The sequence below is a fragment of the Piscinibacter sp. XHJ-5 genome (assembly GCF_029855045.1).
Lineage (GTDB): Bacteria > Pseudomonadota > Gammaproteobacteria > Burkholderiales > Burkholderiaceae_C > Albitalea.
Genome location: NZ_CP123228.1, coordinates 1772292 through 1796061, shown reverse-complemented (window position 1 = coordinate 1796061; position 23770 = coordinate 1772292). Strand labels below are relative to the sequence as shown.

Genomic DNA, 23770 nt, shown 5'->3' with positions numbered 1-23770 from the left:
CATGCGGCATCGCCTGCTCCAGCTCCTTGCCGCGTTCGTCGCCAGCATCGCCCTGCATGCCTCGGCGACGCCCGCCGTGCCGGCCGATACCGTGGTGTCTTCCGTCACTCGGCAGGTCCTCGCAGGGAGCGCCGCGCTGGGGCCTGTGGCCGATCCGGCGAAGCTCAAGTCGATGGTCGAATCGATCGTGATGCCCAGCGTGGACTTCCGCGCGATGACGGCTCGCGCCGTCGGCCCCCGGTGGCGAAGCGCGACCGACGAGCACAAGCAGCGGCTCATCGAAGGCTTCGAGGCGCTGCTGATCAAGACGTACGCCGGCGCCTTTGCGCAGGCGGCCGGGGCGACGTTCAGGATGAAGCGAACCATCGCGCTCGACGCAACCACGGCGGAGGTGCATTCGGAAGTGACGTTGCGCGGCGGCCGCGACCCGATCGCGCTCAACTATCGCCTCGCCGTGGAGGACGAGCACTGGAAGATCGTCGACGTGAGCGTGATGGGCGTGTGGCTGGTCGCCACCTACCAGACGCAGTTCGCCCAGATCCTCGAGCGCACCGGCAGCCTCGACGGACTGGTGCAGGCGCTGGAAGAGCGCGCCAGGCGCTGAGGGCCGCTGCGCGAACAGAGCGCTGCGCAATACCCACCGAAAGACACGGGCGCGGACGTTCCGCACGAGAGCTGCGCCGGCGCGCTTCGCCGGGCATCCTCATCGCATGAACCCGAACCCCTCCCCCACCCCTGAAGCCCACGCCGACGAGCTCGCGAGCACCCGCCGCTGGGCTCCGCTCGCGATCCCGCTTGCCGCCGCCATGATCCTCGGCACGACGTTCCTGATCTGGATGCAGGTGCTCCTGCGCGCCTGAACTCCGGCTCGCCCGGCTGCCCGAGCCGCGCGACACCACCCGGTGCGCGCGAGGTCGGCGTTCAGGGCGGCGCAGCGCGGGACGCGAGCTCGCGGACGCGTTGATCCCACAGCTCCCTCGCGAGACCGAGGACGACGGGGCCGATCACGAGCCCCGCCAGCCCCAGCGTCTGGAAGCCGCCGAGGCATCCCATCAGCACCCAGACGAACGGCAGGCGGAGGCCGCCACGCGCCACCATCGGCCGCACGACCTTGTCGCCGCACAGCAGGACGACGCACCCCAGGGCGACCGACAGCAGCACGGAGCTGGCCGCTCCTCTCACCGTCAGGTCCACGGCCATCGCGGCCACCGCTGCATAGCCCAGGAACGGCACCGCGGCGAGGGCGCCCGTGATGGCGCCCCAGACCATCGCACGCGGCACACCGGCCATCGCGTACGCGAAGGCGGTCGCCAGTCCGTCGAACAGGCCCACGACCAGCATGCTGCTCACCGCGGCCTGCACCGCCCGCGTGGCGACCTCGACATAGCGCTGCGCCCGTTCGCCGACGGCCAGCTGCAGCGCCCGGGTCATGTGGCGCGCGAGCGATTCGCCTTCCTGGAAGAGGAAGCCGAGCAGCAGGATCGTGAATCCGACGATGAGCACGTGCCGGGCCGTGAACTGGCCCAGCGACTGTGCGTAGCCGAGCAGCGCACCCGGATTGGTGCGCTGCATCAGCGTCAGCAGCGCGCCCGGGTGCGCGAGCTCGCTCTGCCACCGCGCGGCCGCCCACGGTCCGACGACGGGCGCGTTCGCCACCCAGTCGGGAACGGCAAGCCCCCGGCTGTTCGCGGCGGCGATGGCCGACAGCATCGAGTGAGCCTCGACGAGCAGCGACCCGAACGCGAACGCCATCGGGGCGAGCACGAACGCGGTAAGCACGCACGTGAAAACCGCCGGCGCGGCGCCGTCGAGCCGGCGCGGCAGGCGGGCCTTGAACCGCGCGTAGAGCGGCCAGCTTGCGATCGCGATCACGCAGGCCGCCAGCACGGCCTGGATGAACGCGTGCACGATCCAGACCGACAGGATGACGGTCGCGGTGGCAAGAACGCGTCCCGGTGTGAGCTTGATGTGCATGGTGCTGGCGTCCGGCCCTCGACTGAACATCGACCTTTCGCTTACCACTCCATGTCCGGTTGAGCCTACGCTGTCCCGAACCACTTCGAGCCCTCAGCCATGGTCCTCAACGCCGAATCCAAATACCCGAACCGCCGCGCCTATGTGCTGAAGTTGAGCGCCGACGCCACATCCGCCACCCTGGCGGGTCGCATCGAGAACCTGGTGACCGGCCGGCAGATCGTGTTCGCGTCCGCGCACGAGCTGGTCGAATCGATCGCGCGCGAGCTCGAGGCCGGGGCGGCCGAGCGACGCGCGAATCCGGACGGGGTCTGATCCGCGAGCGGCGTGCGGTGCGCGTGGCGCCGGGCCGACGCTGCGCGCGACCCGGCTCGAGCTCGGCCCCCCGGTCGGCATCGGCTCGCCGATCAGCCCGCGACGCGCAGCGATGCCCACGGCTTCGGTGCGACTGCCCGCCTGCAGCTTGTCGAAGATCGCGCGCAGGTGGCCCTTCACGGTCCCGACGGTGATCTCCAGCTGCCGAGCGATCGACTTGTTGCACTGCCCGAGCGCGAGCAGGCGCAGCACGTCGGTCTCTCGTGGCGTCAGGGGCTCGCGCGTCAGGCTGTCGGCGATCCGCTGAGCCACTTCCAGGCAGAAGTATCGGCCGCCGCCGGCGAGCAGGCTCACGCCCGTGGCCAGCTCCTCGATGGAGCAGCCCTGCAGGAGGTAGCCGTGCACGCCGGCCTCCATGGCGGCTTTGATGTCGTGCTCCCGGTCGTACATCGTCATGATCATGACGGCGCTGCGGCGCTGCCCCCGGCGTGCCGCCTCCCGCGCCAGCGCGAGTCCGCCGCGATAGTCGGTGACGACCACGTCCGGCCATGCCTCGGCGGAAGGCCCGGGGTGGATGCCGGCCATCGACGCCTCGACCCCGGCCTGCTGACGCAGTGCCGCGACGAGACCCATGGCCAGCAGCGGCTCGGGATGGGAGACCAGGACGCGCAGCGGCGGTGGCGTGTCGTGGTCGGCAAGGAAAAAGGTGGGGTTCCGGTCCATGCCGAAAGTGTCGGCAACGGGTGCCCCGATGTCGTCCTGTAAAGGTCGGCGTTCGGTTTCCGTTTCGTCGGGATTACCTGGATGGGCGCGGTCACACCGCCCCCCGAAACCTCGCGACAATTCCCTTCGCAGCAGATGCACCGCTTTCACGGTCGTGCTGCGGGGAAGCCATGACGAGCAATCGCGTGCCGCACGGGTCGGACGCCCGGGACCTCGGCGAGCGCAGGCGCCTGGAGAAGGCGCTGCAGGCGAGCGACGAGCGCTTTCGCACGCTGGTGCAAATGTCCTTCGACGTGTACTGGGAGACCGACGCCGAGCATCGCTTCACGCGGCAGGACTTCGCCCCGACCCTGCTGAACGCGCCTGCCCCCGGCTCCGAACTGGGCAAGACGCGCTGGGACGTGCCGTACCTCGAGCCTGACGAGGAAGCCTGGCGCCGGCATCGTGCGACGCTTGCCGCGCATCTGCCGTTCCGCGACTTCGAGCTGGCCCGCCCCACGGCCGGCGGCGGCACGCGCCATGTGTCCGTGTCCGGGTTCCCGGTCTTCGACGAAGGCGGTCGCTTTCTGGGCTATCGGGGCGTCGGGCGCGACATCACGCAGCGCAAGCGCGCCGAGGCGCAGCACAGCGCGCACCTGTGGTTCCTGCAGTCCATGGACCGCATCAGCCGCGCCATGCAAGGCACCCGGGACCTCGAACCGATGATCCGCGACGTGCTGGAGACGACCATCGACGTCTTCTCCTGCGACCGCGCGTGGCTGCTCCATCCCTGCGATCAGCAGCTCGCCACGTGGCGAGCGGACATGGAGCGCACGCGTCCGCCGTTCCCGGCCGCCTTCGCGTCAGACACGGATGTCGCGGGCGATGCCGACATGTCGGCTGCCTTCACCGCCGCGCAAGCTTCGGGCGACCCCGTGCTCGTGCTGCCTGCGCCGCTGGCCGATCGCTACGGGATCCGCTCGCACATGGCGATGGCCCTCCAGCCCAAGGAGGACCACCCCTATCTGTTCTGCGTCCACCAGTGCTCGCAGGCGCGCAGCTGGACCGACGACGAGCAGCGCCTGTTCCGCGAGATCGGCGGACGTCTGGCCGATGCCTTGAGCAGCCTCCTGGCCATCCGCAACCTCCGTGACAGCGAGCGCCGCCTCGAAGCGGCGCAGCGCATCGCGCATGTCGGGTGGTGGGAGCGCGACTACCGGACGGGGAATGTCGCCCTCTCGGACGAGGCGAGCCGCATCTTCGGCGTGGAGCCCGTCGACATGCCGCAGTGGCACGGGCGGTGGCTCAGCCTGATCCATCCGGACGATCGAGCCCACGCCGCCTCGGCCAGCGAGGAGGCCTTGCGGGGCGGTGCCCGCTATGACGTGGAGTACCGGGTGGTGCGCCCCGACGGCACGCTGCGCATGGTCCACAGCCAGGGCGACGTCACGTGGGACGAGTCCGGCCGTCCGATCCGCCAGTTCGGCGTGATGCAGGACATCACGGAGCTGTGGCGAGCGGAGCAGGAGCTGCGCGCCCGGCAGGACATGCTCGAGCTTGCGCAGAAGGCGGCACGCGCGGTGGCATTCGATTGGTACATCGGCGCTCGCGAGAGCGAAAACCGCTGGTCGCCCGAACTCGAGGCGATGTATGGCCTGGCCCCGGGCCAGTTCGATCGAACGTTCCGAGGCTGGAAGAAGCTCGTCCATCCCGACGACTGGCCGGCGGTGAAGCTCGCGGTCCAGCAAGCGAACGAATCGGGCGATGTCGCGGCCGAGTACCGGGTCATGCACAACGATGGCACCGTGCACTGGCTGCAGGCGAAAGGCCGCATGCTCTTCGACGCCGAGGGCCGACCCGACCGCATGATCGGCTTCATGATCGATGTCACGGAGCGGCGGCATGCCGAGGAGGAATTGCGGGCCACCGAGGCCCGCTTCCGCACCTTCGTCGATCATGCGACGGACGCGTTCTTCCTGCACGCCGACGACTCGACGGTTATCGACGTCAACCAGCAGGCGTGCGTGAGCCTCGGCTACGGCCGCGAAGAGCTCATCGGCATGCACCCGCGCCAGTTCGACGCGGGTCTGGACCGGCCGTCTCTCGCACGGATCATGGAGCGCATCGGCAAGGGCGAACCGGTGACTTTCGAGACGCTGCACCGGCGCAGCGACGGGACCGTGTTCCCGGTCGAGGTCCGTGTGCGCCGGTTCCTGCATGGCGAGAAGCGCTTGTTCGCGTCCTTGGTGCGCGACACGAGCGAGCGCAAGCGCGCCGAGGAGGAGCTGCGCGCGAGCGAGGCGCGCTTTCGGACCTTCGTCGACCGCGCGACGGACGCCTTCTTCCTGCTCGACGACAAGTCGACCGTGATCGACGTGAACCGCCAGGCGTGCGTAGGCCTCGGTTACGAACGCGACGAGCTGATCGGCATGCATCCACGCGATTTCGATGTCGCGCTCGATGAACAGTCCATTTCGCGGCTCGCAGCGCGCGCCGGCGCGGGCGAGACGATCACGTTCGAGACCCGGCATCGGCGCCGCGACGGGACCGTGTTCCCCGTCGAGATCCGCAGCGGCATGTTCCGCCAGGGGGACCGCATGTTCTACCTGGCGCTGGCGCGCGACATCACCGAGCGCAAGCTCGCGGAGGAGAGGCTGCGGCAGCAGGACGATGCGCTGCAGACGGCCCGAGCGCAGCTCGCCCACGTGTCGCGGCTGACGACGCTCGGCGAGCTGACCTCCTCGATCGCCCACGAGGTCAGCCAGCCCCTGGGAGCGATGATCACCAGCGCCGGCGCCTGCGCGCGCTGGCTCGCCGCGCAGCCGCCCGACATCGCGGAGGCGCGGGCGGCGCTGGACAACATCGCGGCCGACGGCAAGCGCGCGCGCGACGTCATCGCGCGCATCCGGGCGCTGACCAAGCGCCAGGTGGTGCGCAAGGACAGCCTGGACCTCAACCGGGAGCTCCTGGAAGTGCTCGCGCTGACGGAGCACGAGTCGCGCAGCCACGGCATCGTGCGGCGGACGGAGCTCGAGTGGACGCTGCCGCGCGTGCCGGGCGACCGGATCCAGCTGCAGCAGGTGCTCCTCAATCTGATCGTGAATGCGATCGAGGCCATGAGCGCCGTCGGCGACCGCCCTCGCCTGCTGACGATCGTGTCGCGGCACGACAGCCCGGACGTCGTCCTGGTGGAGGTGCGCGATACCGGCAGCGGGCTCGATCCGCAGCGCATCGAGCAGATGTTCGAGGCGTTCTACACGACCAAGGCGGACGGCATCGGCATCGGCTTGTCGATCAGCCGCTCCATCGTCGAGGCCCATGGCGGGCGGCTTGGGGCGAGCCCGAACGAGCCTCACGGCGCCGTGTTTCGGCTCACGCTGCCGGTCGCCACCGCGCAGGAACCGGAGGCCGTCAGGCCGGAGGATGCCCCATGAGCGAGGGACTGCGCTTCTTCCGGACCCGTGGCGGTGTCCCTTTGAGCCTGCCGCAGAAGCGTCGGGATTTCCTCAAGCGCTACGGGCTGGCCCTCGCGCTGGCCGTCCTCGCCGTGCTCGTGCGCAAGTGGCTTCCGGTCCGGGAAGGCACCACCGTCTACCAGCTTCCGATCGTGGCGGTCGTCCTCGCCGGCTGGTACGGCGGACGCGGGCCCGGGTTGGTGGCATCGCTGACCTGCTGGATCGGAATCCTGTACTGGCTCATCCCTCCCGCGGATTCGTTCGTCCTGTCGTCGGAATATCAGCTCGGATTCGCCATCTTCGTCGCCTTGTGCCTGTTCATCATCGAATTCAGCGCCGCCCGGTGGCGCGTCGAGCGCGCACTCGAGGAGAGCGAGCGGCGATTCCGGCTGATGGCCGAGACCATCCCGGAGATCGTCTGGACCGAATCGGTCATGCCGCGGCGCATGCTGTACATGAGCCCCCGGTACGAGCAGGTCTGGGGTCACCGGCTCGGCGATGTGGAGCGCGACCCGGAAGCCTGGATGGAGGCTGTCCATCCCGAGCACAGGAACGACGTGCGATCCGCCTGGAGACGCTGGCTGGCGGGCGAAGGCAACGAGCGGCTCGACATGACGTTCCCCATCGTCCGGCCCGACGGCGACACCCGCTGGATCCACGGCCGCAGCACCTTGGTCCGCGACGCGAAGGGAAGGCCCTACCGCGTCAGCGGCATCGCCGCGGACATCACCGACGAAAGGCGCGCGCAGGAGGCGCTGGCCAAGGCGCAGATGGAGCTGGCGCACGTGTCGCGGCTGACGACGCTGGGCGAGTTCACGACCTCTATCGCCCATGAAGTCAGCCAGCCGCTCGCCGGAATGATGGCCAGCGCGGGCGCCGGCGCGCGCTGGCTCGCCGCCGAGCCGCCCGATATCGCAGCAGCGCGGGCCACCCTCGACAGCATCGCGGCCGACGGCAAGCGCGCGCGCGACGTCATCGCGCGAATCCGCGCCCTCACCAAGCGCCAGGTACCCCGCAAGGACCGCGTGGACATCAACCACGAGATCGAGGAGGTCCTCGCGCTCATGGCGCGGGAGTCGCGCAGCCACGACATCGTCGTTCGGACACAGCTCGACAGGTCGCTGCCGCGCGTCGGGGGCGACCGGGTGCAGTTGCAGCAGGTGCTGCTCAACCTGGTCGTGAACGCGATCGAGGCGATGAGCACCGTCCAGGATCGCCCACGCCTCCTGACGATGGCTTCAGCGCGGCGCGGCAGCGCGAATGCGGTGCTCGTCGAGGTCCGCGATACCGGCACCGGTCTGGATCCCGCGGGTGCGGAGCGGGTGTTCGATGCGTTCTACACCACCAAGCGCGACGGCATCGGCATCGGCTTGTCGATCAGCCGATCCATCGTGGAGGCGCACGGCGGGCGGCTCTGGGCGAGCCGGAACGAGCCGCATGGCGCCGTGTTCCAGCTGTCGCTGCCGGTGGCCGAGGAGGGACAGCCATGAGAGACGATCGGGCCGCCGTCTTCGTCATCGACGACGACGACTCCATGCGGCGCTCGCTCGACAGCCTGCTCCGGTCGGTGGGCCTGGACGTGCATCTTTATGCCTCGGCCCAGGAATTCATGCGCGCCGTGCGGCCCGACGCACCGGGCTGCCTCGTGCTCGACGTGCGGCTGCCGGGCATGAGCGGACTCACCTTCCAGCAGGAGCTGGCCAAGGCCGGGATCGCTTTGCCGGTCATCTTCATCACGGGGCACGGGGACGTTCCGATGACGGTGCGCGCGATGAAGGCCGGCGCGGCCGACTTTCTCACCAAGCCGTTCGAGGAGCAGGCGCTGCTCGACGCCGTCGACGCGGCCATCGAACGCGACCGCGCGAGGCGAGGCGACGCCACGCGCCGGGCCGAGCTGGAGGTGCGCTACCGCACGCTTACGGAGCGCGAGCGGGAAGTCATGAAGCACGTGGTCGCCGGGCGGGTCAACAAGCAGATCGCAGCCGAGCTGGGGCTGAGCCTGGTCACCGTCAAGGTCCATCGCGGCCAGGTCATGCGCAAGATGCTGGCGAAGTCGGTTCCCGAGCTGGTGCGCATGGCCGACGGGCTCGGCCTGCCCCATCCGACCTAGTGTCCTGTCCGCAGACGCGGCCCCTATACCAAGGTGTAGGCGCTCGACGCTTGGGTGTAATGGGCCTGCACCTGCGCGCGCGCTAGGCTGGCCTCTCAACCACAGGAGGCGAAATGGCCGAAAGGCCGCTCGTCGCCATCGTGGACGACGACAAGTCGATCCGCAACGCGACCAGCGATCTGTTGAAGGCGGCGGGCTTCACGCCTGCGGCGTTCGAGGATGCCGAAAGCTTCCTCGGGTGGCCGACGCGTGCCAGCGTTGCCTGCCTGGTGGCGGACATGCGCATGCCCGGCATGTCGGGACTCGAGCTGTACGAAGCGCTGGTCGCTGCCGGCCACGCCATTCCCACGGTCATCATCACCGCGCACCCGGAAGAGCTGACGCAGTCGCGCGCCCGCGCGGCGGGCATCCGCTGCTATCTCAGCAAGCCTTTCGCCCCGGACGAATTGCTCGAGTGCGTGGGCATGGCACTCGCCAGGTCCATACCAAAGTCTTAGGCCGCCATCCTGTGCGCCAGCGTTTCCATCGCTGCGCACACGAGCCGTGTACCTCGGCGCAATGGTCCGGCTGCGCGCAGGCGCCTACGCTTGCACCATGAGTCTTCGTCCATGGAGCAAGCGATGGTCAATCCCGCGATGAACCCGCAGCCGTCCGGTGCCAGGCTTTCCTTCGACGGATTCGAGCTCGACGAGGTCGACGCGCGCCTCACGTGCGAGGGCCAGTCGGTGCCGATCCCGCCGCGACCCTTCGCCGTGCTGTGCGCACTGGCGCGAAGACCCGGCCACCTGGTGACCAAGGGTGCTCTGCTCGACGCGGTCTGGGGCCATCGCTTCGTCACGGACTCGGGGCTCAAGTCGGCCATCAGCGACGTGCGAGCGGCGCTTCACGACGACCCCAAGCAGCCGCGCTACATCGAGACGGTGTCGCGCCGCGGCTATCGCTTCATCGTCCCGCTCGAGAGCACGAGTGCTGCGCGGCGCCACGCCGACGGCGACGCGGGCAAGCCCGACCATCCGACACCGGCGGCGCTCGCGGCACTGTGCCGTGGCGATGCCGCGCTCGCCGACCTCATCCGCATGGTGGCTGCCACGCTGGAGCAAGAGCGGCTTGCAGTCGAACATTGACCGAATGGCGACAGTTCGCTGACGACTCGCCAGCCGTCGGGTCCTACCCTTCGGCACGACGGACGGACTTCGTCAAAGGAATTCGACATGAAGCAAGCAAATCGGCTCGATCTTGAAGAGAAGGGTGTCCAATGAGCAGGACCGGCCGGCGCATCGTGATCCTTGGGGCCGGATTCGCGGGCCTCTACGCCGCGCTCGAGCTCGAGCGGACGGTGGCGCGCGATCCGGGCGTGGAAGTGCTGCTGATCGATCCGCAGAACTTTCTTCTCTTCACGCCGATGCTGCACGAGGTCGCGTCGGGAAGCCTGGATCCCAGCTCGATCGTCGTGCCCATACGCGAGACCTTGCGTCGAGTTCAGTTCCTCAACGCGCATACCACCGCGGTGGACTTCGCGGCTCGAACCGTCACCGTGACCTATGGCGCCGATCGCCGCGCGCGCACGATCGCCTTCGATCACCTGCTGATCGCGGCGGGCTCGCAGACACGCTTTCCCCCCGCGCTGCGACCGCACGTCCACGGCATGAAGACCATCCACGATGCGCTGGTGCTGCGCAACTGGCTGATCGGCCTGCTGGAGCGAGCGGAGATCGAGGAAGATCCGGCGCGCCGGCGGGCATTGCTCACGATCGCCGTCGCGGGCGGCGGGTTCTCGGGTGTGGAGACGATCGGCGCCATCAACGACTTCGTGCACGAGGTCGCGCGCCACTACCCTCGGGTCTCCGCCGAGTCGCCGAGGCTCGTCCTCATCGAGTCCAACGACCGGCTGCTGCCGGAATTCGAGCCGGCGCTGGGCGAATACACGGCGGCCAGGTTGCGCGATGCGGGTATCGAGGTGCGGCTGCGTACGAAGGTCGCCGCTTTCGACGGGCGCAGTCTTGCGCTCGATGCCGCGAGCGATGCGGCATCGCCGATGCCGCTCGCCGCGCGCACGCTGATCTGGACCGCCGGTGTCGGGCCCTCGCCGCTGATCGAATCGCTGTCGCTCGCGAAGGAGAGGGGCCGCATCGCCGTCGACGACACCATGGCCGTTCCCGGCCACGAGGGCGTGTGGGCGTGCGGCGACGGCGCCGCTGTGCCCGGCCCCTACGGCAAGCCCTACCCCACCACCGCCCAGCATGCGATGCGGCAGGGCGTGCAGGCGGCCCGCAACATCGCGGCGGCCGCGCGCGGCCAGGCCGCGCAGATCCGCCCATTCCGCTACGAGATGCTCGGCCAGTTCGCCGCGATCGGCCGCCACCGCGCGGTGGCCACGCTGTTCGGCAGGACGTTCTCCGGCTTCATCGCCTGGCTGATGTGGCGCGGCGCCTACCTGTCGATGCTGCCGCGCGTGGACCGGAAGGTCCGCGTCTTCCTGCAATGGACGCTCGAGATGCTTTTCGCGCGCGACACGGTGCAGCTGCTCACCGCGGAGAACATGCGCACCGGCCGCATCGAAGAGCTGATGGACAGTGCCCGCGCCGCGGAGTCCGCGGACCAGGCGCCGCAGCCGTGAGCGCCGCCGGCGGCCAACGGCGGGATCCTCGGTACGTCGGAGACTGCCGACGACGCTGACATGAACCACAGAGAACGCAGAGAACGCAGAGGCAAGAGACGCAGAAACGCCCATCTGAATTTGTGTCTTCTCCTCGGCGTTCTCAGCGTTCTCCGTGGTTCACATCCACCCTGGCAACGATCCACGTCTGCGTTGGCGTCCCAGACCGGCGCGATCGCGGCGACCATCAGCGCTTAACACGAGGACGAGGTCCATCGAGGTGCCTTGCGGTGATGGACTCGAGTGCCATGGGACAGACGTTTTCGATGTCGTGGTCGTGCCTTCGGCTCCGCATCCGGATCGTGCCGCGGGAATCAGGTCGGGGATGAAGGGCTTCGTCAGTCGCTCATCGAAGTGCGATCCAGACAAGCGTAGGCGACGGCGCGGCGCGGAGCGTCGTTGAAGCATCGCCGTTCGGACTGGATTCGGTGTCCGAGATCGATCGCTTCATCGTCAAGGGATGAAGGACAGCGGGCGGGGCGGTCGCGCGCTGCGCCCGGCACTCAGAGTGCGCGCTTCACCGGACGGCCGTCCCGGACCGTCACGACATCGCCCGCGTCGAGGCCGGGGGCGGTCGTCTGTTCGAACGTCCGGATGGTGCCGTCCTTGAACGTGACGGTGGTCGACCAGACGGTCTCCTTCCTCGCCTTCTTCTCGATCGCGTTGCCTGCCACGCCACCGCCGACGGCGCCCAGCACCGTGGCCACGGTGTTGCCCTTTCCGCTGCCGATCTGGTGGCCCACCAAGCCTCCCACGACGGCGCCCCCCACCGCACCGACGCCCGTGCCCTTGCCGGCGCGCGTCTCGACGCGCGTGTCGGAAACGACGCCGCAGGCGGCGCAGATCGAGGCGAGCTTGACGCCGCGCACTTCGGTGGGCCGCGTCGCGGCGGGGTTGTCGCCGCCGTGGGCGGCTGGGATGGCAGCGAACGCTGCCGCGGCGATGAGGGCCAAGGGAGAAAGCTTCATGGGGTGTTGAGTGGGAAGTGAAAGGATCTGCACAAGATCATCGGTGCGACATCAGGCGCCCGGCAGCCGGAGCCATCTGCAGCGCATCGCGCAGACAAGCCTGCGCCGCCAGGGTCAGGAAGGCGTCCATGAAGACGCTCGCGTGCCGCCGCGACAGGCGGCCCCGCCCGGCCTCGAGCTCGAAGAGCGAGCGCAGTTGCGCGCGGCGGTCGAGCCGCGCGAAGCGCCATCCCGTCTCGCGCAGCGCCAGCTCGTCCAGCGCGTCGAATCCCTGCTCGAGCACGCCGGCGTCTCGCTCCGTACGGCCCCTCAGCTCGGCGACGGACCGAGGCGGCCAGGCAGCCGACTCCATGCCCTCGCGTTCGCCCAGCACGCACGTGCACAAGGCCGCGACGATCGATGGCTCCTCGCGAGCATGCGCTTGTGCATCGATCGTCGTCTCGTCGCGCAGGCCGGCAGCAACCAGACTCCATGCACGCTGCATGATGGGGAACAGGGCCCGGTTCATCGGCACGGCCTCATGGATTCGAGGACTGCCGCATGCCAGGCGCTGCTCAGCGTGTTCATTGGAACGCCCCGGGCTGCACGGCCGGCATTGCGAATTCGCGTCCGATCACGGTGCGGGCGTAGAAGTAGTTGCAGCGCGCGCGCTCACCGAGGCTGTCGAGATCGACCCTGCCGGCGGCATCGCACGGGAAGCTCAGTGCAGGGCCGAGGCCGAACAGCCGGGGAAAGCGCAACTCGAAGGCGGGAGGTGTCTTTGCGTGGTCTTTCATGCTCGTCTCGTCGTTCATGCATCGGATGAGACAAGGGTAGGTCGCGGGCCGCCGAGTGTGGTCGGGATACGGTCGCCGTTCAGTGGCTCTTCAGTCAGCAGGACCGCGTGCCACCTTTCACGCTGCGGCGTGTTCGTCCTCGAAGCCCCACATGACGGCACCCGCCGTCTGGCCGCCGTCGAGGATGAACTCCGACCCGGTCGAGAACGACGACTCGTCGCTCGCGAGGTACATCACGAGATGGCCGACCTCGCTTGGCTCGCCGGCGCGACGCAGCGGATTGACGTCGACCGCGGGCGCCGGGCCGGACATCGACAACGGCGTCCTGATGATGCCCGGGTGCACGGAATTGACCCGAATCCTGTCCCGGGCGAGCTCCAGGGCCGCTGCCTTCGTCAGTCCGCGGATCCCCCACTTCGAGGCGATGTAGCCCGGAAGACCGGTGTACCCGAGCATGGCCGCTGCCGAGGCGATGTTGACGATCGAGCCGCCGCCCGCACTCCTCAGAGCCGGAATCGCGGCCTTGATGCCGTTGAAGCCGCCGGTCAGGTTGATGGCGATGGTCTTCTCCCAGTCGGAGTGGCTGAAATGCTCAATCAGTCCGTACGTCGAAATTCCGGCGTTGTTCACCAGCACGTTCAGCTTGCCGAACGTCCGGGTTGCCGCTTCGACGGCCCCCGCCCACTCGGCGGGCTTCGTGACGTCGAGGCGGACGTACCGGGCGGCGGGTCCGATCTCCGCGGCAAGCGCCTTTCCTTCCTCGTCCAGCACGTCGCCGATCACGACCTTGGCGCCCTCGTCGGCCATCGCCTGCGCGATGGCGGCGCCGATGCCGCGCGCGGCGCCGCTGACGATCGCCACTTTCCCTTCCAGTCGATGCACAGTCTTTCCTTTCAGTCAAAACGATGAGATTGGCGTTCACGCCGGGCTGGCGCGGACACCCATGTGCGCGGCGTACCCGCCCAGCGGCAAGCGCAGCTCTGCCGCCGCGCGGATGGCCGCATGAACGAGAACTTCGGCATAGGTCGGGAAGGAAATCGCGACGCGCGCGAGGTCGTCGACGCGCATCCCCGCCGCGATGGCGACAGCTGCGAGCTGCACGGTCTCCACCGCGCGCTCACCGACCACGTGGCAACCGAGGATGCGGCAGCTCGCGCGGTCTACGACGAGCTTGCAGAAGCCGAACGTGCGGCCTTCGATGATGGCGCGCACCGCGCTGTCGAACGGCACCATCGTCGCCAGGACGTCGTGTGCCTCGCGAGCCTTGGCCTCGGTGAGCCCGACCTGCGCATGCTCCGGATGCGTAAAGCTGCCGGAAGGGCTCACGCGGCGACGAAGCGGCTGCGTCGGGCCTTGCACCGCATTGGTCGCCGCGACGAATCCGTCCTCGACGGCCCCCGGCACGAGCATCAGGCGGCCAGTGACGTCCCCGGCGGCGAAGATGTGCGGCACGGAGGTTCGCAGAAACTCGTCCACCTGGATCGTGCCGTGCGCGTCGATCGCGACGCCTGCCCTGGCGAGATTCAGCCCAGCGGTATCGGGCACCCAGCCAGCGGCCACGACCGCGAGCGCCGCCTCTGCATGTCCCTCGTGATCGCCGTTGCGGAAGTTCAGCCTGACTCCCACCCGTGTCTTCTCGAACGACGTGATGGTGCCGAAGCGCTCGTGCACCGCGACGCCCGAGTCGCGCAATGCGCTCGCCACCGCGGCGGCGACATCGTCGTCTTCCGAGCGCAGGATGCGCGGCCCTCCTTCGAAGAGCTCGACGCGCGTGCCGAAGGCATTGAACATGGATGCGACCTGCACCCCCGTGTGCCCGCTCCCGACGACGAGCATCGAAGTCGGCACTTCAGTGGCGTTCCATACGTCGCTGTGGCTGCTCGTGAGCTCGATGCCGGGGATGGCGAGGCGCCGGCTCATGCCGCCGGTGCAGACGATGAAGCGGTCGGCCCGCAGCCTGAGCCCGCGGTCCGTCTCGATCGTGTGGGAATCCGTGAACCGGGCGACGCCGCTTTGCTCGTGCAACGACACGCCCAGCGCGTCGACGCGCTCGCGCAGCGCGGTACGCGTGCCGACGTCGTGGACGATCTCCCGCACGCGCGCGCGGAGCCGATCGAAGTGCAGCACCGGCTCGCTCTCGGTGATGCCGTATTGCGGAAGCTGGCGCGCGTCGCGCATCAGACGCGCGGCATAGGCGAACGCTCTGACGGGGACCGGCCCCTCGTTGGCCGCCATGCCGCCGAACTCCCCGCTGCTGATCAGCGTGGTTCGAGCGCCGAGCTCGGCAGCGCGCAACGCCGCCAGCGCGCCGGCCGGGCCGGCACCGATGACCACGACGTCGGTCTCGGCCGCGCCACCATGTCCGCGGAAAGAATTCATGTTGAGCTCACCGCTTCTTCAGTCGTACAGCTTCGCGGGCGCCTTGCCGCGGAACACACGATAGGAAAACACCGTGTAGCCGGCGATCGCGGGCAGCACGATGAGCGCGCCGACCAGGACGACCGCGAGCGCCGTGGGGTGGGCGGCCGCTTCCCAGATCGTCATCCGGTCGATGACGAGGTAGGGAAAGAGGCTATAGGCCAGGCCGGCGAATGCGAGCGTGAAGATCGCCACCGCGCCGGCGAAAGGCGCCCACTCGGCCACCCGGCGGCCGTGCTTGAGCTGCGCAGTCAAGCACCACAGCCACAGCCAGACCGCCGCGCTGGCAAGCGGTAGCAGCATCGCCGCGAACGTGTGCGGGAAATCGAACCAGCGGTTGCGGACGGTCGCGCTCGCGATCGGCGTGGCGATGCTCACGAGCGCGATGCCTGCCGCGATCCACAGGAGTCCCCAGCGCGTCCACGCCACGGCCTTGCGCTGCAACTCGCCGTCGGACTTCAGGATGAGCCACGTCGCGCCGAGCAGCACATAGCCGCCGCACAGCCCGCCGGCAACCGCGAGGGCGAAGAGGAAATAGCCGAAGCCCGGCTCGAAGCCGGTGATGTAGTGGCCGAGCATCAACCCCTGCGCGAGCGAGGCGACGAACGAGCCGAGCCAGAAGAGCCAGTTCCACAGGCCGCGGTGCCAGCCCTCGGCCTTGACGCGGAACTCGAACGCGACGCCGCGCAGCATGAGCCCGATGAGCATCACGAACACCGGGACGTACAGCGCGCCGAGCACGATGCCGTGGGCGGAGGGGAACGCAACCAGCAGCAGGCCGATGCCCAGCACCAGCCACGTCTCGTTCGCGTCCCAGAACGGGCCGATCGAGGCGACCATGGTGCTCTGCTCCCGCTCGTCGGCGGCGAGCATCAGCATGCCGACGCCGAGGTCGTATCCGTCGAGCACCACGTAGGCGAGGATCGCGATGCCCATCAGCACCGCGAAGACGAGCGGCAGTTCGATCGTCATGCCGCACTCCCTTGCCATGCCACGGCCTTCGCGTCGGCCTGCGGCGCGCCACCCTTGCCGGCGAGGTGGGTGAGAACGACGAGATAGGCGACGAGCATCAGCGCATAGGTGATGATGTAGGCGGTCAGGCTGGATCCCAGGTGAGCGCCGCTTGCGGGGCCCACCGCGTCGGCGGTGCGCAGGACACCCGTCACGAGCCAGGGCTGGCGGCCGATCTCGGTCACCATCCAGCCCGCGAGCGTCGCGATCCAGCCCAAGAACGTGAACCCCGCGAATGTCCGGAGCAGCCATCGCGGAGGCAGCGCGCCCCCCCGAAGGCACCACGAGCCGAACCAGGCGACGCCGATCATGAGCAAGCCCGTGCCGACCATCACGCGGAAGGAGAAAAACACCGGCGTCACCGGCGGAATGTCCGGCGCGAACTCGTTCAGTCCCTTGATCTCTGCGTCGAGGTCATGTCCCAGGATCAGGCTTGCGGCCTTGGGAATCTCGATCGCGTAGTCGTTGCGGCGCTCGAGCTGGTTCGGCACGGCGAAGAGAACGAGCGGCGCGCCGCGCTCGGTTTCCCACAGCGCCTCGATCGCCGCCAGCTTGGCCGGCTGGTGCTCGAGCGTATTGAGGCCGTGCAGGTCGCCCACGAGCGCCTGCGTCGGCGCAAGCACCGCCGCGACGACCACACCGGTGCGCAGTGTCCGCAGCGCAGATGCGTCGCCCGGAGCCTTCAGCAGTCGCCAGGCCGAGAGGCCGGCGAGAAAGAAGCATGCCGTCAGGCCCGAGGCGAGCAGCATGTGAGTCATGCGGTAGGGGAACGAGGGATTGAAGATCACTTGCAGCCAGTCGGCGGCGACGAGCTGGCCATCGGCGTGAGCGTGCCCCGCCGGGGTGTGCATCCACGAGTTGAGCGCGAGGATCCAGAAGGCGGACAGAGTGGTTCCCACGGCGACCAAGACCGTCGAAATCAGGTGCAGCCAGCCGGGCACGCGGTTCATGCCGAAGAGCATCACGCCGAGGAACGTCGCCTCCAGGAAGAAGGCCGTGAGCACCTCGTAGCCGAGTAGCGGCCCCGCGACGTTGCCCACCTTGTTCATGAAGCCGGGCCAATTGGTGCCGAACTGGAACGACATCGTGATGCCGGTCACCACACCCATCGCGAAGGTCAGCGCGAAGATCTTGGTCCACAGCCGGTAGGGCTCGAGCCAGGTCCGCTCGCCGGTGCGCTCGTAGCGCGCCCGGAAGTAGACGAGGATCCAGGCAAGCCCGATCGAGATCGCCGGGAACAGGATGTGGAAGGCGATGTTCAGGCCGAACTGCGCGCGGGCGAGGACCAAGGCTTCTTGCATTCGTGACCTAGCTCTGCAAAGTCCAGAAGCCGCCGATGGCGACGGCGGCCAGAGAGGAAAACCCGAGCAGCGCGCTCTGCGCGCGCGAACCGCTCGCACCCGGGCGGCCTGCAATCCAGCCGACGAGCGATGCGAAGGCCGCCATCGCGGCGACGCTGCCCGTGCCGAAGAGCAGGAGATACGCCCCCGCCGCGAGATCCGAGGGCAAGGCGAGCGCGGGCAGCATGCCGAGAAGATGCGCACCGCCGGCGAGGCCGTGCAGCGTACCGACGGCAAACGCCGCATGAGCGTGGGCTTGCGCTTCACGAGCCCGCGTGCCCATGCTCGCGCGAGCCCACGCCGCGCGGAGTCCCCAGATCCCGATGCCGATCAGGACGAGTCCTACCAGCCGCTCGCCCCAGGCGGAGAACGCCTCGACGGGCAACGCCTCGCGCAGCACGAGGACCAGGAGCCCGACGGCGAGCGCTCCCGCAGCGTGCCCCATTCCCCACCGGACCCCGGTGCGCCAGGCGCCGGTCTTGCCGTCCACGGCGTAGGGCGCGATCGCAGCGAGATGGTCGGGTCCCAGGAGCACGTGGACGAACCCGGCGAGAAATGCGGCAAGCGCGAGCGTCATCGCGTCATCGCGGCGAGGACCATGGTCGCCAGGGTCGACATGCGCTCGAGGTGGTGGCTGTCCTCCATGAGTCCGGTGGACAGGAAGGCGATGGTGAGGTCGCGCGCCGGATCGACGGTGAATCCGTTCGACCCCGCGCCGAAGCCGCCGAAGGCGTTCGCCGAATGCATCGGGCTGAAGTGGTGCCCCGGCATGTTGCCGTCGCCGCGAACGAAGAAGCCCACGCCGATAGCCGCCGGATAGACGACCCAGTTGCGCGTGCTGCAGGTGGCGTCGAAGAAGACGTTCCGCATTTCGCCGGTGTGGTTGCGCGTGCAGAACCCGATCGTGGCCGGCGAGAGCACGCGCACGTCGTCGAGCTCGCCGCCGCGCCTGAGCATCTCGGCGAAGCGGTGCAGATCGTCGATCGTCGTCACGCAGCCGCCGCCCGGGATCTCGCAGCCCGGCGTCGCGAGCAGCCCACCCACTCCTTCGACCGTCTCCTTGGGCGTGAGCGACCGGAGGTCCTCGTACGAGACGCGCACCGGGCAGAACCGCGCAGCGAGGTCGCCGCGCAGGCCGAGGCTGGTGTCACGCATGCCGAGCGGCGCGAAGAGATCGTCCCGCAGCATGTCGGCGAAGCTGCGACCGCGGCCGGCGACGCGCAGGCACATCGCTGCCATGATCGAATGCCCGAGGAGGAGCGAGTAATTGACCCGCTCGCCGGGCTGCGACTCGAGCGGCAGGGAGCACGCGAATTCGACCAGCGCCTCGATGCTCGTCAGGACTTCGGCGGGTACCGGTGGGGCGGCGGAGAGCACGCCGCTCGTGTGCGTGAGCAGGTGATAGAGATTGACCTTCTCCTTGCCGACCGCTGCGAATTCCGGGATGACCTCGGCGACCGGCGCGTGCAGCTTGAGCAGGCCGCGCTCGACCAGCGACAGCGTGAGCACGTTCGTGAACTGCTTGGCGATCGACATCGTCGCAAAGACGGAGCCGGGGCGGAGCGTCGTGCCGGCGGCGCGGTCCGCGTACCCCTCGCACACGTCGAGCACGACCCGGCCGTGCCGGGCGACCCGCAGCGCGACGCCGTGGCAGCGTCCGTGCTCGATGTCGGACAGGATCGCCGCGCGCACTTTGGCGAGCCGTGCGGCATGGAAGCCCAGCGCAGCCACGTCCGGGGCCGGATCCGCCAAGAGCCCGGTGCTAGTGATGTCCATGAGTGACCTCTTTGGAATGCCGATCGATGTCTGCGTGGGCCGCCTTGCCCGGCCCGGTGAAGAAGGCGGCGGCGTGGTGGGCGTAGGCTTCGGGCCGTCTTGCAAGCAGTCGCTCGTAGCCTGAGGCCGCGCGTTCGGCCTCGCGCGCCGCCGCATGGCGCTCACCCAGGGCGGAAAGCACCTGGGCGTAGACGGCGCGATATTCGGGGTCGTCGGAGACTTCCAGGAGCGGCCCGACGAGCGCCAGGGCCGCGTCCAGCCTTCCGCGGGCGATCGCCACCTCGGCGCGATGGCCCCGGCCCGGAACGTGCTGCGGCAGCACTGCGTCAAGGTGCGAGAAGATCTCTTCCGCACGGTTCAGATGGCCGCCACGCATCGCGCTCACGCCCCATTCGAAGAGCAGTTGAGCGCACGGGATGGGAGAGATGCCGTCATCCGCAGCGAGTGCGGCCGCATAGCAGTCTTCCGCCAGCACCCATTCGCCCATTTCGGCCAGCAGCGAGGCCCGTGCGCCCAGCGTTCGGATCCCCGGTTCATCCTTCGCCAGCCGTTCGCGTAGAACGAGTGCCTGGCGATACCGCCCTGTTGCCTGCAGCAGCGCCGCGCATTCGGCATCGATCTCCCGCGTTGGATAGCCGGCCGCGACGGCTTGGTCGAGAAGCAGGTTCGCTTCGGTGAAACGGTGGAAACGCCCGGCGAGCCGAGCCCGGATGAAGAGCGCCGTTGCAGTGGCGGGCGCCAGCACGATCGCTCCATGGGCGATGAGCTCCGCCCGGTCATGGTCGGAAATCCGGCCCAGCACATCACCGCGGACGAAAAGCAGGTCCGACAGCGCGAGCAGGTCCGCGAAGGCCACCTCCCTCCCCCGGCGAAGCTCGAGGCTCTGTATCGATGCCGAAAGGTTGGCGAGCGCAATGCGGCCGCTCGTATAGCGTCCGGGCTCGATCATGCGGCCTTCTTCAGGCCGGTCAGCAGGGCCGGATAGCCGCGCGTGAGCGAGCCGCCGTCGATCGCGATCGTGTCGCCGTTGATCGACCTGGCGTGATCCGACGCGAGGAACACCGCAGCGGCGCCGATCTCTTCGGCCTGGGCGGGCCGCTTCATCGGGATGATGCCGAGGAAGAGCTCGCGCATGGCGGGATCTTCCAGTTCCTTCTTCGTCAACGGCGTCTCCACCAGGCCCGGCGCGATGCCCACGACGCGGATGCCGCGAGCGCCGAGCTCGAGCGCGCCGCAGCGCGTGATCATGTCCACACCGGCCTTGGCGGCGCAGTAGGCCACCTGGCCCTCGCCCGCCTGTCGTGCGTTCACTGATGAGATGTTGATGATGACGCCGGGGCGTCCCTGCTCGAGCATCCGGCGCGCGCCATGCTTGACGCCGTAGAACACCCCGCCGAGCGTCACGCTCTGCACCGCTGTCCACCTCTCGGCGCTGAGGTCGGTGAGCGGCGCGATGGCGCCGAAGCCCGCGCAGTTCACCACGATGTCGAGCGAGCCGAAGGCCTCGTTTGCCGCGCGCATCGCGGCCTCGACCTGGTTCTCCTCGGACACGTCGGTGACGCGGCCGATCGCGCGCTCGCCGAGCTCGCGCGCAGCGTCAGCCAGTGCTTTCGCGTTCAGATCGCAGAGCAGCACGCTGGCGCCCGCATCGATGAACGCCGTCGCGATGGCCTTGCCGATACCGGATGCGGCGCCGGTCACGACCGCGCCCTTGCCTTTCAGAAAGTCCATGTTCAGCTCCTCAAGAATGCCGGCAGCGGCAGGTCCGCCCGGTCGTTGGGTTCACGCACATACGGAAAGGACAGGCTGGCCGGCTTGGTGGGCCTGTGCACGCCGTCGCCGAATCGCTCGCCCCGCCCGCCGTTCACCATCCAGGTGAGCAGCTCGTCGAGGATGTCGTCGTCGAGCCAGCGGCCGCCGGCGCTCTCGTGCGGCCGGTCGTCCAGAAGCGATCGTTCGATCTCGAGGAATCCGCCCGGCGCGAATGCGCGCGCGAGATCCAGGATCAAGCAGTCGGCGATCAGCAGATCGCCCAGCGGGTGGCGCCCGTCCGGTCCGATCGGCCACGCCTCCTCGCCGTCGAGACTGTCGAAGAACGCCAGGTTCGCATCGACTCGCGACTCGTACAGCGGTCGATAGACCGGCGAGAGCGCGAAGGCGTCTTCGCGGTTGTAGAGGTCCCGCAGTTCCACGCCCCGAGTGCGCGGATCGCGCATGGGGTTGGCGAGGACGAAGTTCTTGATCTCGGGCCGGCCGACACGCTCGATGCGCATGGGCTTGCCGCGCCGCGTGACCACGTTCTCGCCGACGATGCCGACCAGGGTCACACCACCGAAGCGCCGGACGATCGAGGCGATCGGCAGCTCGACGACGATCGCCAGCACGTCGCGGCAGTGAACGGTGTTCGTGGCCGTCTCGAAGGAAAGCCTTCCCGACATGTCGGTGCGCAGCGCAGCCTCGACATCCATGAAAAAGGGGTCGCTCGCGAGGCCCGCGAAAACACGCAGGCCATCCTTTTCCAGCGGCGTGCCCACGACGAAGCTCGCGCCGCCGCCATCCGGGACGAGCACGCTGCCTCGCTGCAGAGGGCCGTCGTCGAACGTGATGTCGATCGACACCTCCTCCGTGCCATGCACGACGCTCCGGCCCGAGCGAGCGAGCGGCCGCAGGCGGAACCGGTAGGTCACGACGTCGCTGAAGAACGCCTGCCGCGTCGCGAGCGGAAACACGTTCATGATCAACACGAGATGCCCCGGCCGCTCGGGGCTCGGGAACGCGAAGAAGTCGGTGATGTCGACGGACGGGTCGCCCATCACCGCGGGGCCGCTGAAATGGTCGGACATGGGGATCAGAACCTTTGCTGGATCAGTCCCTCGAGCGCAGTCAGCCCGGGAACGAACAGGTATTCGCCGCCTTTGACGCGCACGAAGTTCGGCAGATCGAAGAGGAATGGCTTCTTCGCACCGGGAATGAGCATCTGCGAGCCTGCGCCGCCCGTGCCGGTGATCGGGTCCTGCTCGGCGGCATCGAGCCCGAGAAACTCGCCGCCCATCATCCATTCCTTCTGGACGAATTCGAACTGGCGCTCGATGTCGGCCTGGATGAAGAGGTTGACGAGACCGCGATCGACGCCGTCGTCCTGCAGCGCGCCCGCCTCGAGATGCGGGCCGTACTCGACGCCGCGCCGGATCAGCCTGTGCCGCCTGACCGCGGTCGCGCGCTTCAACGGCGTGGCGCGCGGATTGGTGCGGCGCAGGTGCGCACCGAGCGGGCAGCGCAGGCCCTGCTCGTCGCCCGCATAGGTGAAGTCATTGCGCCGCTGGGGATCGGCGGCGATTGCCGGATCGTCCCTGTCGGGGGAGAGATCGACCGGGCAGCCGCTTTTCCAGCGCCCCATCATCTTGGCACCCACCCGGTCCTGGAGGACCTGGTCCTCGGACCCGTAGAGCGCCTTCGCAGCGCTCGCCAGATATCGCCGGAACGCCGCCACGTCCTGGTAGAGCTTGCGGAAGACCATGTAGGTGCCGTTCAGCCGCAGCTCGTGCGGCTCGGGTGCCGGCACGCCTTCGGCGCCGGCCTCGTCCTCGTAGCCGAGCAGGAACTCGCCCGGCTTGAGCGCACGCCAGGTGCCGTCGGCATCCAGCGCGCCATCGCCGGGATACGAAGGCGCATCTGCGCCTTCGATCGGCGGCTGCGAGATCGGATCGGCGAAGCCGAAGTGCTCGCCCTCCGAGCCGATGCCGTTTTCATGCGCGAGGGCCATCGTGTCCTGGACGAACCGGATCTCGACGTCGCCAGTTGCCTCCATCTCGGCGCGGATGATCCGCGTGGCCGCTTCGAGCCCTTCGGCGGAATCGGTGCGGACCCATGCCATCGCATGGATGTCGGGTCCGCCGAGGCCGCCCTCCCAATGTTCCGGGGCGTTCGGCCCGACGTCGCCCACGAGATGGGCGCGCTCCCGCATGCCGGCCCGGAACGCCTGCGGGAAGCTGTCGAGCGATCGCTGCGAGAGGCCCAGCGCCTTCAGCCCTTGCCAGGTGAAGCCGATGTTGACGGTGAAATGCGTGCCATGCGCTTCGCGCCGGGCGTTGACGCAGTCGAACATGTTGCGCAGCCACCGGCGCGCATTCGGGCCAGCGCCGAACTTCACGAAGATGTGGCGTCCGTGGCGCATGAGGATGGGGGCCACCACGTTGTCCTGGATATCGTGAAGGTGGTCCTTCAGATCGGCGGCGGCCAGACTTCGCATCGCGGCTAGCGTGCTCATGA

The 23770-nt window shown here is 68.8% G+C and carries 23 protein-coding genes; 8 read left to right on the top strand and 15 right to left on the bottom strand.

What is annotated here, in order from left to right; all coding sequences use genetic code 11:
- Nucleotide 1: 1 nt before the first annotated feature.
- Nucleotides 2–604: an ABC transporter substrate-binding protein gene (locus P7V53_RS08455; RefSeq protein ID WP_280155041.1), complete on the top strand. Its 603-nt coding sequence runs from the start codon at nucleotides 2–4 to the stop codon at nucleotides 602–604.
- 106 nt (nucleotides 605–710) lie between these two features.
- Nucleotides 711–860 carry a hypothetical protein gene (locus P7V53_RS08450; RefSeq protein WP_280155040.1) on the top strand — a complete coding sequence of 50 codons (150 nt, stop codon included), beginning with the start codon at nucleotides 711–713 and terminating at the stop codon, nucleotides 858–860.
- A gap of 61 nt (nucleotides 861–921) precedes the next feature.
- Here the strand turns inward: P7V53_RS08450 and P7V53_RS08445 are convergent, their stop codons facing one another.
- Together P7V53_RS08445 and P7V53_RS08440 are read right to left on the bottom strand one after the other, a co-directional pair.
- Nucleotides 922–1974, bottom strand: coding sequence for an AI-2E family transporter (locus P7V53_RS08445; RefSeq protein ID WP_280155039.1), 1053 nt, complete (start codon nucleotides 1972–1974; stop codon nucleotides 922–924).
- A gap of 93 nt (nucleotides 1975–2067) precedes the next feature.
- Nucleotides 2068–3162, bottom strand: coding sequence for a response regulator transcription factor (locus P7V53_RS08440; protein WP_280155038.1), 1095 nt, complete (start codon nucleotides 3160–3162; stop codon nucleotides 2068–2070).
- Between the two features lie 20 nt (nucleotides 3163–3182).
- Here P7V53_RS08440 and P7V53_RS08435 point away from each other — a divergent pair, with 20 nt between their 5' ends.
- The 6 genes from P7V53_RS08435 to P7V53_RS08410 all read left to right on the top strand — a co-directional run bounded on the left by P7V53_RS08435 (nucleotide 3183) and on the right by P7V53_RS08410 (nucleotide 11173).
- Nucleotides 3183–6425, top strand: a complete 3243-nt coding sequence (locus P7V53_RS08435; RefSeq protein ID WP_280155037.1) for a PAS domain S-box protein — start codon at nucleotides 3183–3185, stop codon at nucleotides 6423–6425.
- Nucleotides 6422–7936: an ATP-binding protein gene (locus tag P7V53_RS08430; RefSeq protein WP_280155036.1), complete on the top strand. Its 1515-nt coding sequence runs from the start codon at nucleotides 6422–6424 to the stop codon at nucleotides 7934–7936. Before P7V53_RS08435 ends, P7V53_RS08430 begins: the two co-directional genes overlap by 4 nt.
- A complete protein-coding gene (locus tag P7V53_RS08425) occupies nucleotides 7933–8556 on the top strand; it encodes a response regulator transcription factor (RefSeq protein ID WP_280155035.1) in 624 nt (207 codons plus the stop codon). The genes P7V53_RS08430 and P7V53_RS08425 overlap by 4 nt, the downstream gene beginning before the upstream one ends.
- Before the next feature lie 113 nt (nucleotides 8557–8669).
- Nucleotides 8670–9053 carry a response regulator gene (locus P7V53_RS08420; protein ID WP_280155034.1) on the top strand — a complete coding sequence of 128 codons (384 nt, stop codon included), beginning with the start codon at nucleotides 8670–8672 and terminating at the stop codon, nucleotides 9051–9053.
- Between the two features lie 111 nt (nucleotides 9054–9164).
- Nucleotides 9165–9680 (top strand): winged helix-turn-helix domain-containing protein, encoded by a 516-nt coding sequence (locus tag P7V53_RS08415; protein ID WP_280155033.1) that lies wholly within the window; start codon nucleotides 9165–9167, stop codon nucleotides 9678–9680.
- A 131-nt stretch (nucleotides 9681–9811) separates the two neighbouring features.
- On the top strand, nucleotides 9812–11173 hold the full coding sequence (locus P7V53_RS08410; RefSeq protein ID WP_280155032.1) for an NAD(P)/FAD-dependent oxidoreductase: 1362 nt from the start codon (nucleotides 9812–9814) through the stop codon (nucleotides 11171–11173).
- A gap of 542 nt (nucleotides 11174–11715) precedes the next feature.
- Here the strand turns inward: P7V53_RS08410 and P7V53_RS08405 are convergent.
- From P7V53_RS08405 to P7V53_RS08345, 13 genes are all read right to left on the bottom strand, one after another.
- Complete coding sequence (locus P7V53_RS08405) at nucleotides 11716–12180, bottom strand: glycine zipper 2TM domain-containing protein (protein WP_280155031.1); 465 nt, start codon at nucleotides 12178–12180, stop codon at nucleotides 11716–11718.
- Nucleotides 12181–12217: 37 nt separating this feature from the next.
- A complete protein-coding gene (locus P7V53_RS08400) occupies nucleotides 12218–12688 on the bottom strand; it encodes a hypothetical protein (RefSeq protein WP_280155030.1) in 471 nt (156 codons plus the stop codon).
- A gap of 55 nt (nucleotides 12689–12743) precedes the next feature.
- Nucleotides 12744–12974, bottom strand: coding sequence for a hypothetical protein (locus tag P7V53_RS08395; protein WP_280155029.1), 231 nt, complete (start codon nucleotides 12972–12974; stop codon nucleotides 12744–12746).
- 99 nt (nucleotides 12975–13073) lie between these two features.
- On the bottom strand, nucleotides 13074–13838 hold the full coding sequence (locus P7V53_RS08390) for a glucose 1-dehydrogenase (protein ID WP_280155028.1): 765 nt from the start codon (nucleotides 13836–13838) through the stop codon (nucleotides 13074–13076).
- A 36-nt stretch (nucleotides 13839–13874) separates the two neighbouring features.
- Nucleotides 13875–15335 carry an NAD(P)/FAD-dependent oxidoreductase gene (locus P7V53_RS08385; protein ID WP_280155027.1) on the bottom strand — a complete coding sequence of 487 codons (1461 nt, stop codon included), beginning with the start codon at nucleotides 15333–15335 and terminating at the stop codon, nucleotides 13875–13877.
- An 18-nt stretch (nucleotides 15336–15353) separates the two neighbouring features.
- Nucleotides 15354–16346 (bottom strand): cytochrome d ubiquinol oxidase subunit II, encoded by a 993-nt coding sequence (locus P7V53_RS08380; RefSeq protein WP_280155026.1) that lies wholly within the window; start codon nucleotides 16344–16346, stop codon nucleotides 15354–15356.
- A complete protein-coding gene (locus tag P7V53_RS08375; RefSeq protein ID WP_280156463.1) occupies nucleotides 16343–17686 on the bottom strand; it encodes a cytochrome ubiquinol oxidase subunit I in 1344 nt (447 codons plus the stop codon). The genes P7V53_RS08380 and P7V53_RS08375 overlap by 4 nt, the downstream gene beginning before the upstream one ends.
- Nucleotides 17687–17693: 7 nt before the next feature.
- Nucleotides 17694–18302, bottom strand: a complete 609-nt coding sequence (locus P7V53_RS08370; RefSeq protein ID WP_280155025.1) for a hypothetical protein — start codon at nucleotides 18300–18302, stop codon at nucleotides 17694–17696.
- Nucleotides 18299–19501 (bottom strand): serine hydrolase domain-containing protein, encoded by a 1203-nt coding sequence (locus P7V53_RS08365; protein ID WP_280155024.1) that lies wholly within the window; start codon nucleotides 19499–19501, stop codon nucleotides 18299–18301. Before P7V53_RS08365 ends, P7V53_RS08370 begins: the two co-directional genes overlap by 4 nt.
- Nucleotides 19488–20450, bottom strand: coding sequence for a tetratricopeptide repeat protein (locus P7V53_RS08360; protein ID WP_280155023.1), 963 nt, complete (start codon nucleotides 20448–20450; stop codon nucleotides 19488–19490). The genes P7V53_RS08365 and P7V53_RS08360 overlap by 14 nt, the downstream gene beginning before the upstream one ends.
- Nucleotides 20447–21232 (bottom strand): SDR family NAD(P)-dependent oxidoreductase, encoded by a 786-nt coding sequence (locus P7V53_RS08355; RefSeq protein ID WP_280155022.1) that lies wholly within the window; start codon nucleotides 21230–21232, stop codon nucleotides 20447–20449. The genes P7V53_RS08360 and P7V53_RS08355 overlap by 4 nt, the downstream gene beginning before the upstream one ends.
- A gap of 2 nt (nucleotides 21233–21234) precedes the next feature.
- On the bottom strand, nucleotides 21235–22344 hold the full coding sequence (locus P7V53_RS08350; protein ID WP_280155021.1) for a DUF4331 family protein: 1110 nt from the start codon (nucleotides 22342–22344) through the stop codon (nucleotides 21235–21237).
- Nucleotides 22345–22349: 5 nt separating this feature from the next.
- A complete protein-coding gene (locus P7V53_RS08345) occupies nucleotides 22350–23768 on the bottom strand; it encodes a Dyp-type peroxidase (protein ID WP_280155020.1) in 1419 nt (472 codons plus the stop codon).
- Nucleotides 23769–23770 lie beyond the last annotated feature (2 nt).

Excerpts from the sequence above, each read along its gene's own strand:
- P7V53_RS08430 (WP_280155036.1), top strand. The coding sequence starts at position 6,422 with ATGAGCGAGGGACTGCGCTTCTTCCGGACCCGTGGCGGTGTCCCTTTG.
- P7V53_RS08375 (WP_280156463.1), bottom strand. The coding sequence starts at position 17,686 with ATGCAAGAAGCCTTGGTCCTCGCCCGCGCGCAGTTCGGCCTGAACATC.
- P7V53_RS08400 (WP_280155030.1), bottom strand. The coding sequence starts at position 12,688 with ATGAACCGGGCCCTGTTCCCCATCATGCAGCGTGCATGGAGTCTGGTT.
- P7V53_RS08435 (WP_280155037.1), top strand. The coding sequence starts at position 3,183 with ATGACGAGCAATCGCGTGCCGCACGGGTCGGACGCCCGGGACCTCGGC.
- P7V53_RS08355 (WP_280155022.1), bottom strand. The coding sequence starts at position 21,232 with ATGGACTTTCTGAAAGGCAAGGGCGCGGTCGTGACCGGCGCCGCATCC.
- P7V53_RS08405 (WP_280155031.1), bottom strand. The coding sequence starts at position 12,180 with ATGAAGCTTTCTCCCTTGGCCCTCATCGCCGCGGCAGCGTTCGCTGCC.
- P7V53_RS08425 (WP_280155035.1), top strand. The coding sequence starts at position 7,933 with ATGAGAGACGATCGGGCCGCCGTCTTCGTCATCGACGACGACGACTCC.
- P7V53_RS08360 (WP_280155023.1), bottom strand. The coding sequence starts at position 20,450 with ATGATCGAGCCCGGACGCTATACGAGCGGCCGCATTGCGCTCGCCAAC.
- P7V53_RS08345 (WP_280155020.1), bottom strand. The coding sequence starts at position 23,768 with ATGAGCACGCTAGCCGCGATGCGAAGTCTGGCCGCCGCCGATCTGAAG.
- P7V53_RS08415 (WP_280155033.1), top strand. The coding sequence starts at position 9,165 with ATGGAGCAAGCGATGGTCAATCCCGCGATGAACCCGCAGCCGTCCGGT.
- P7V53_RS08385 (WP_280155027.1), bottom strand. The coding sequence starts at position 15,335 with ATGAATTCTTTCCGCGGACATGGTGGCGCGGCCGAGACCGACGTCGTG.
- P7V53_RS08450 (WP_280155040.1), top strand. The coding sequence starts at position 711 with ATGAACCCGAACCCCTCCCCCACCCCTGAAGCCCACGCCGACGAGCTC.
- P7V53_RS08365 (WP_280155024.1), bottom strand. The coding sequence starts at position 19,501 with ATGGACATCACTAGCACCGGGCTCTTGGCGGATCCGGCCCCGGACGTG.
- P7V53_RS08395 (WP_280155029.1), bottom strand. The coding sequence starts at position 12,974 with ATGAACGACGAGACGAGCATGAAAGACCACGCAAAGACACCTCCCGCC.
- P7V53_RS08455 (WP_280155041.1), top strand. The coding sequence starts at position 2 with ATGCGGCATCGCCTGCTCCAGCTCCTTGCCGCGTTCGTCGCCAGCATC.
- P7V53_RS08380 (WP_280155026.1), bottom strand. The coding sequence starts at position 16,346 with ATGACGATCGAACTGCCGCTCGTCTTCGCGGTGCTGATGGGCATCGCG.
- P7V53_RS08445 (WP_280155039.1), bottom strand. The coding sequence starts at position 1,974 with ATGCACATCAAGCTCACACCGGGACGCGTTCTTGCCACCGCGACCGTC.
- P7V53_RS08410 (WP_280155032.1), top strand. The coding sequence starts at position 9,812 with ATGAGCAGGACCGGCCGGCGCATCGTGATCCTTGGGGCCGGATTCGCG.
- P7V53_RS08370 (WP_280155025.1), bottom strand. The coding sequence starts at position 18,302 with ATGACGCTCGCGCTTGCCGCATTTCTCGCCGGGTTCGTCCACGTGCTC.
- P7V53_RS08350 (WP_280155021.1), bottom strand. The coding sequence starts at position 22,344 with ATGTCCGACCATTTCAGCGGCCCCGCGGTGATGGGCGACCCGTCCGTC.
- P7V53_RS08420 (WP_280155034.1), top strand. The coding sequence starts at position 8,670 with ATGGCCGAAAGGCCGCTCGTCGCCATCGTGGACGACGACAAGTCGATC.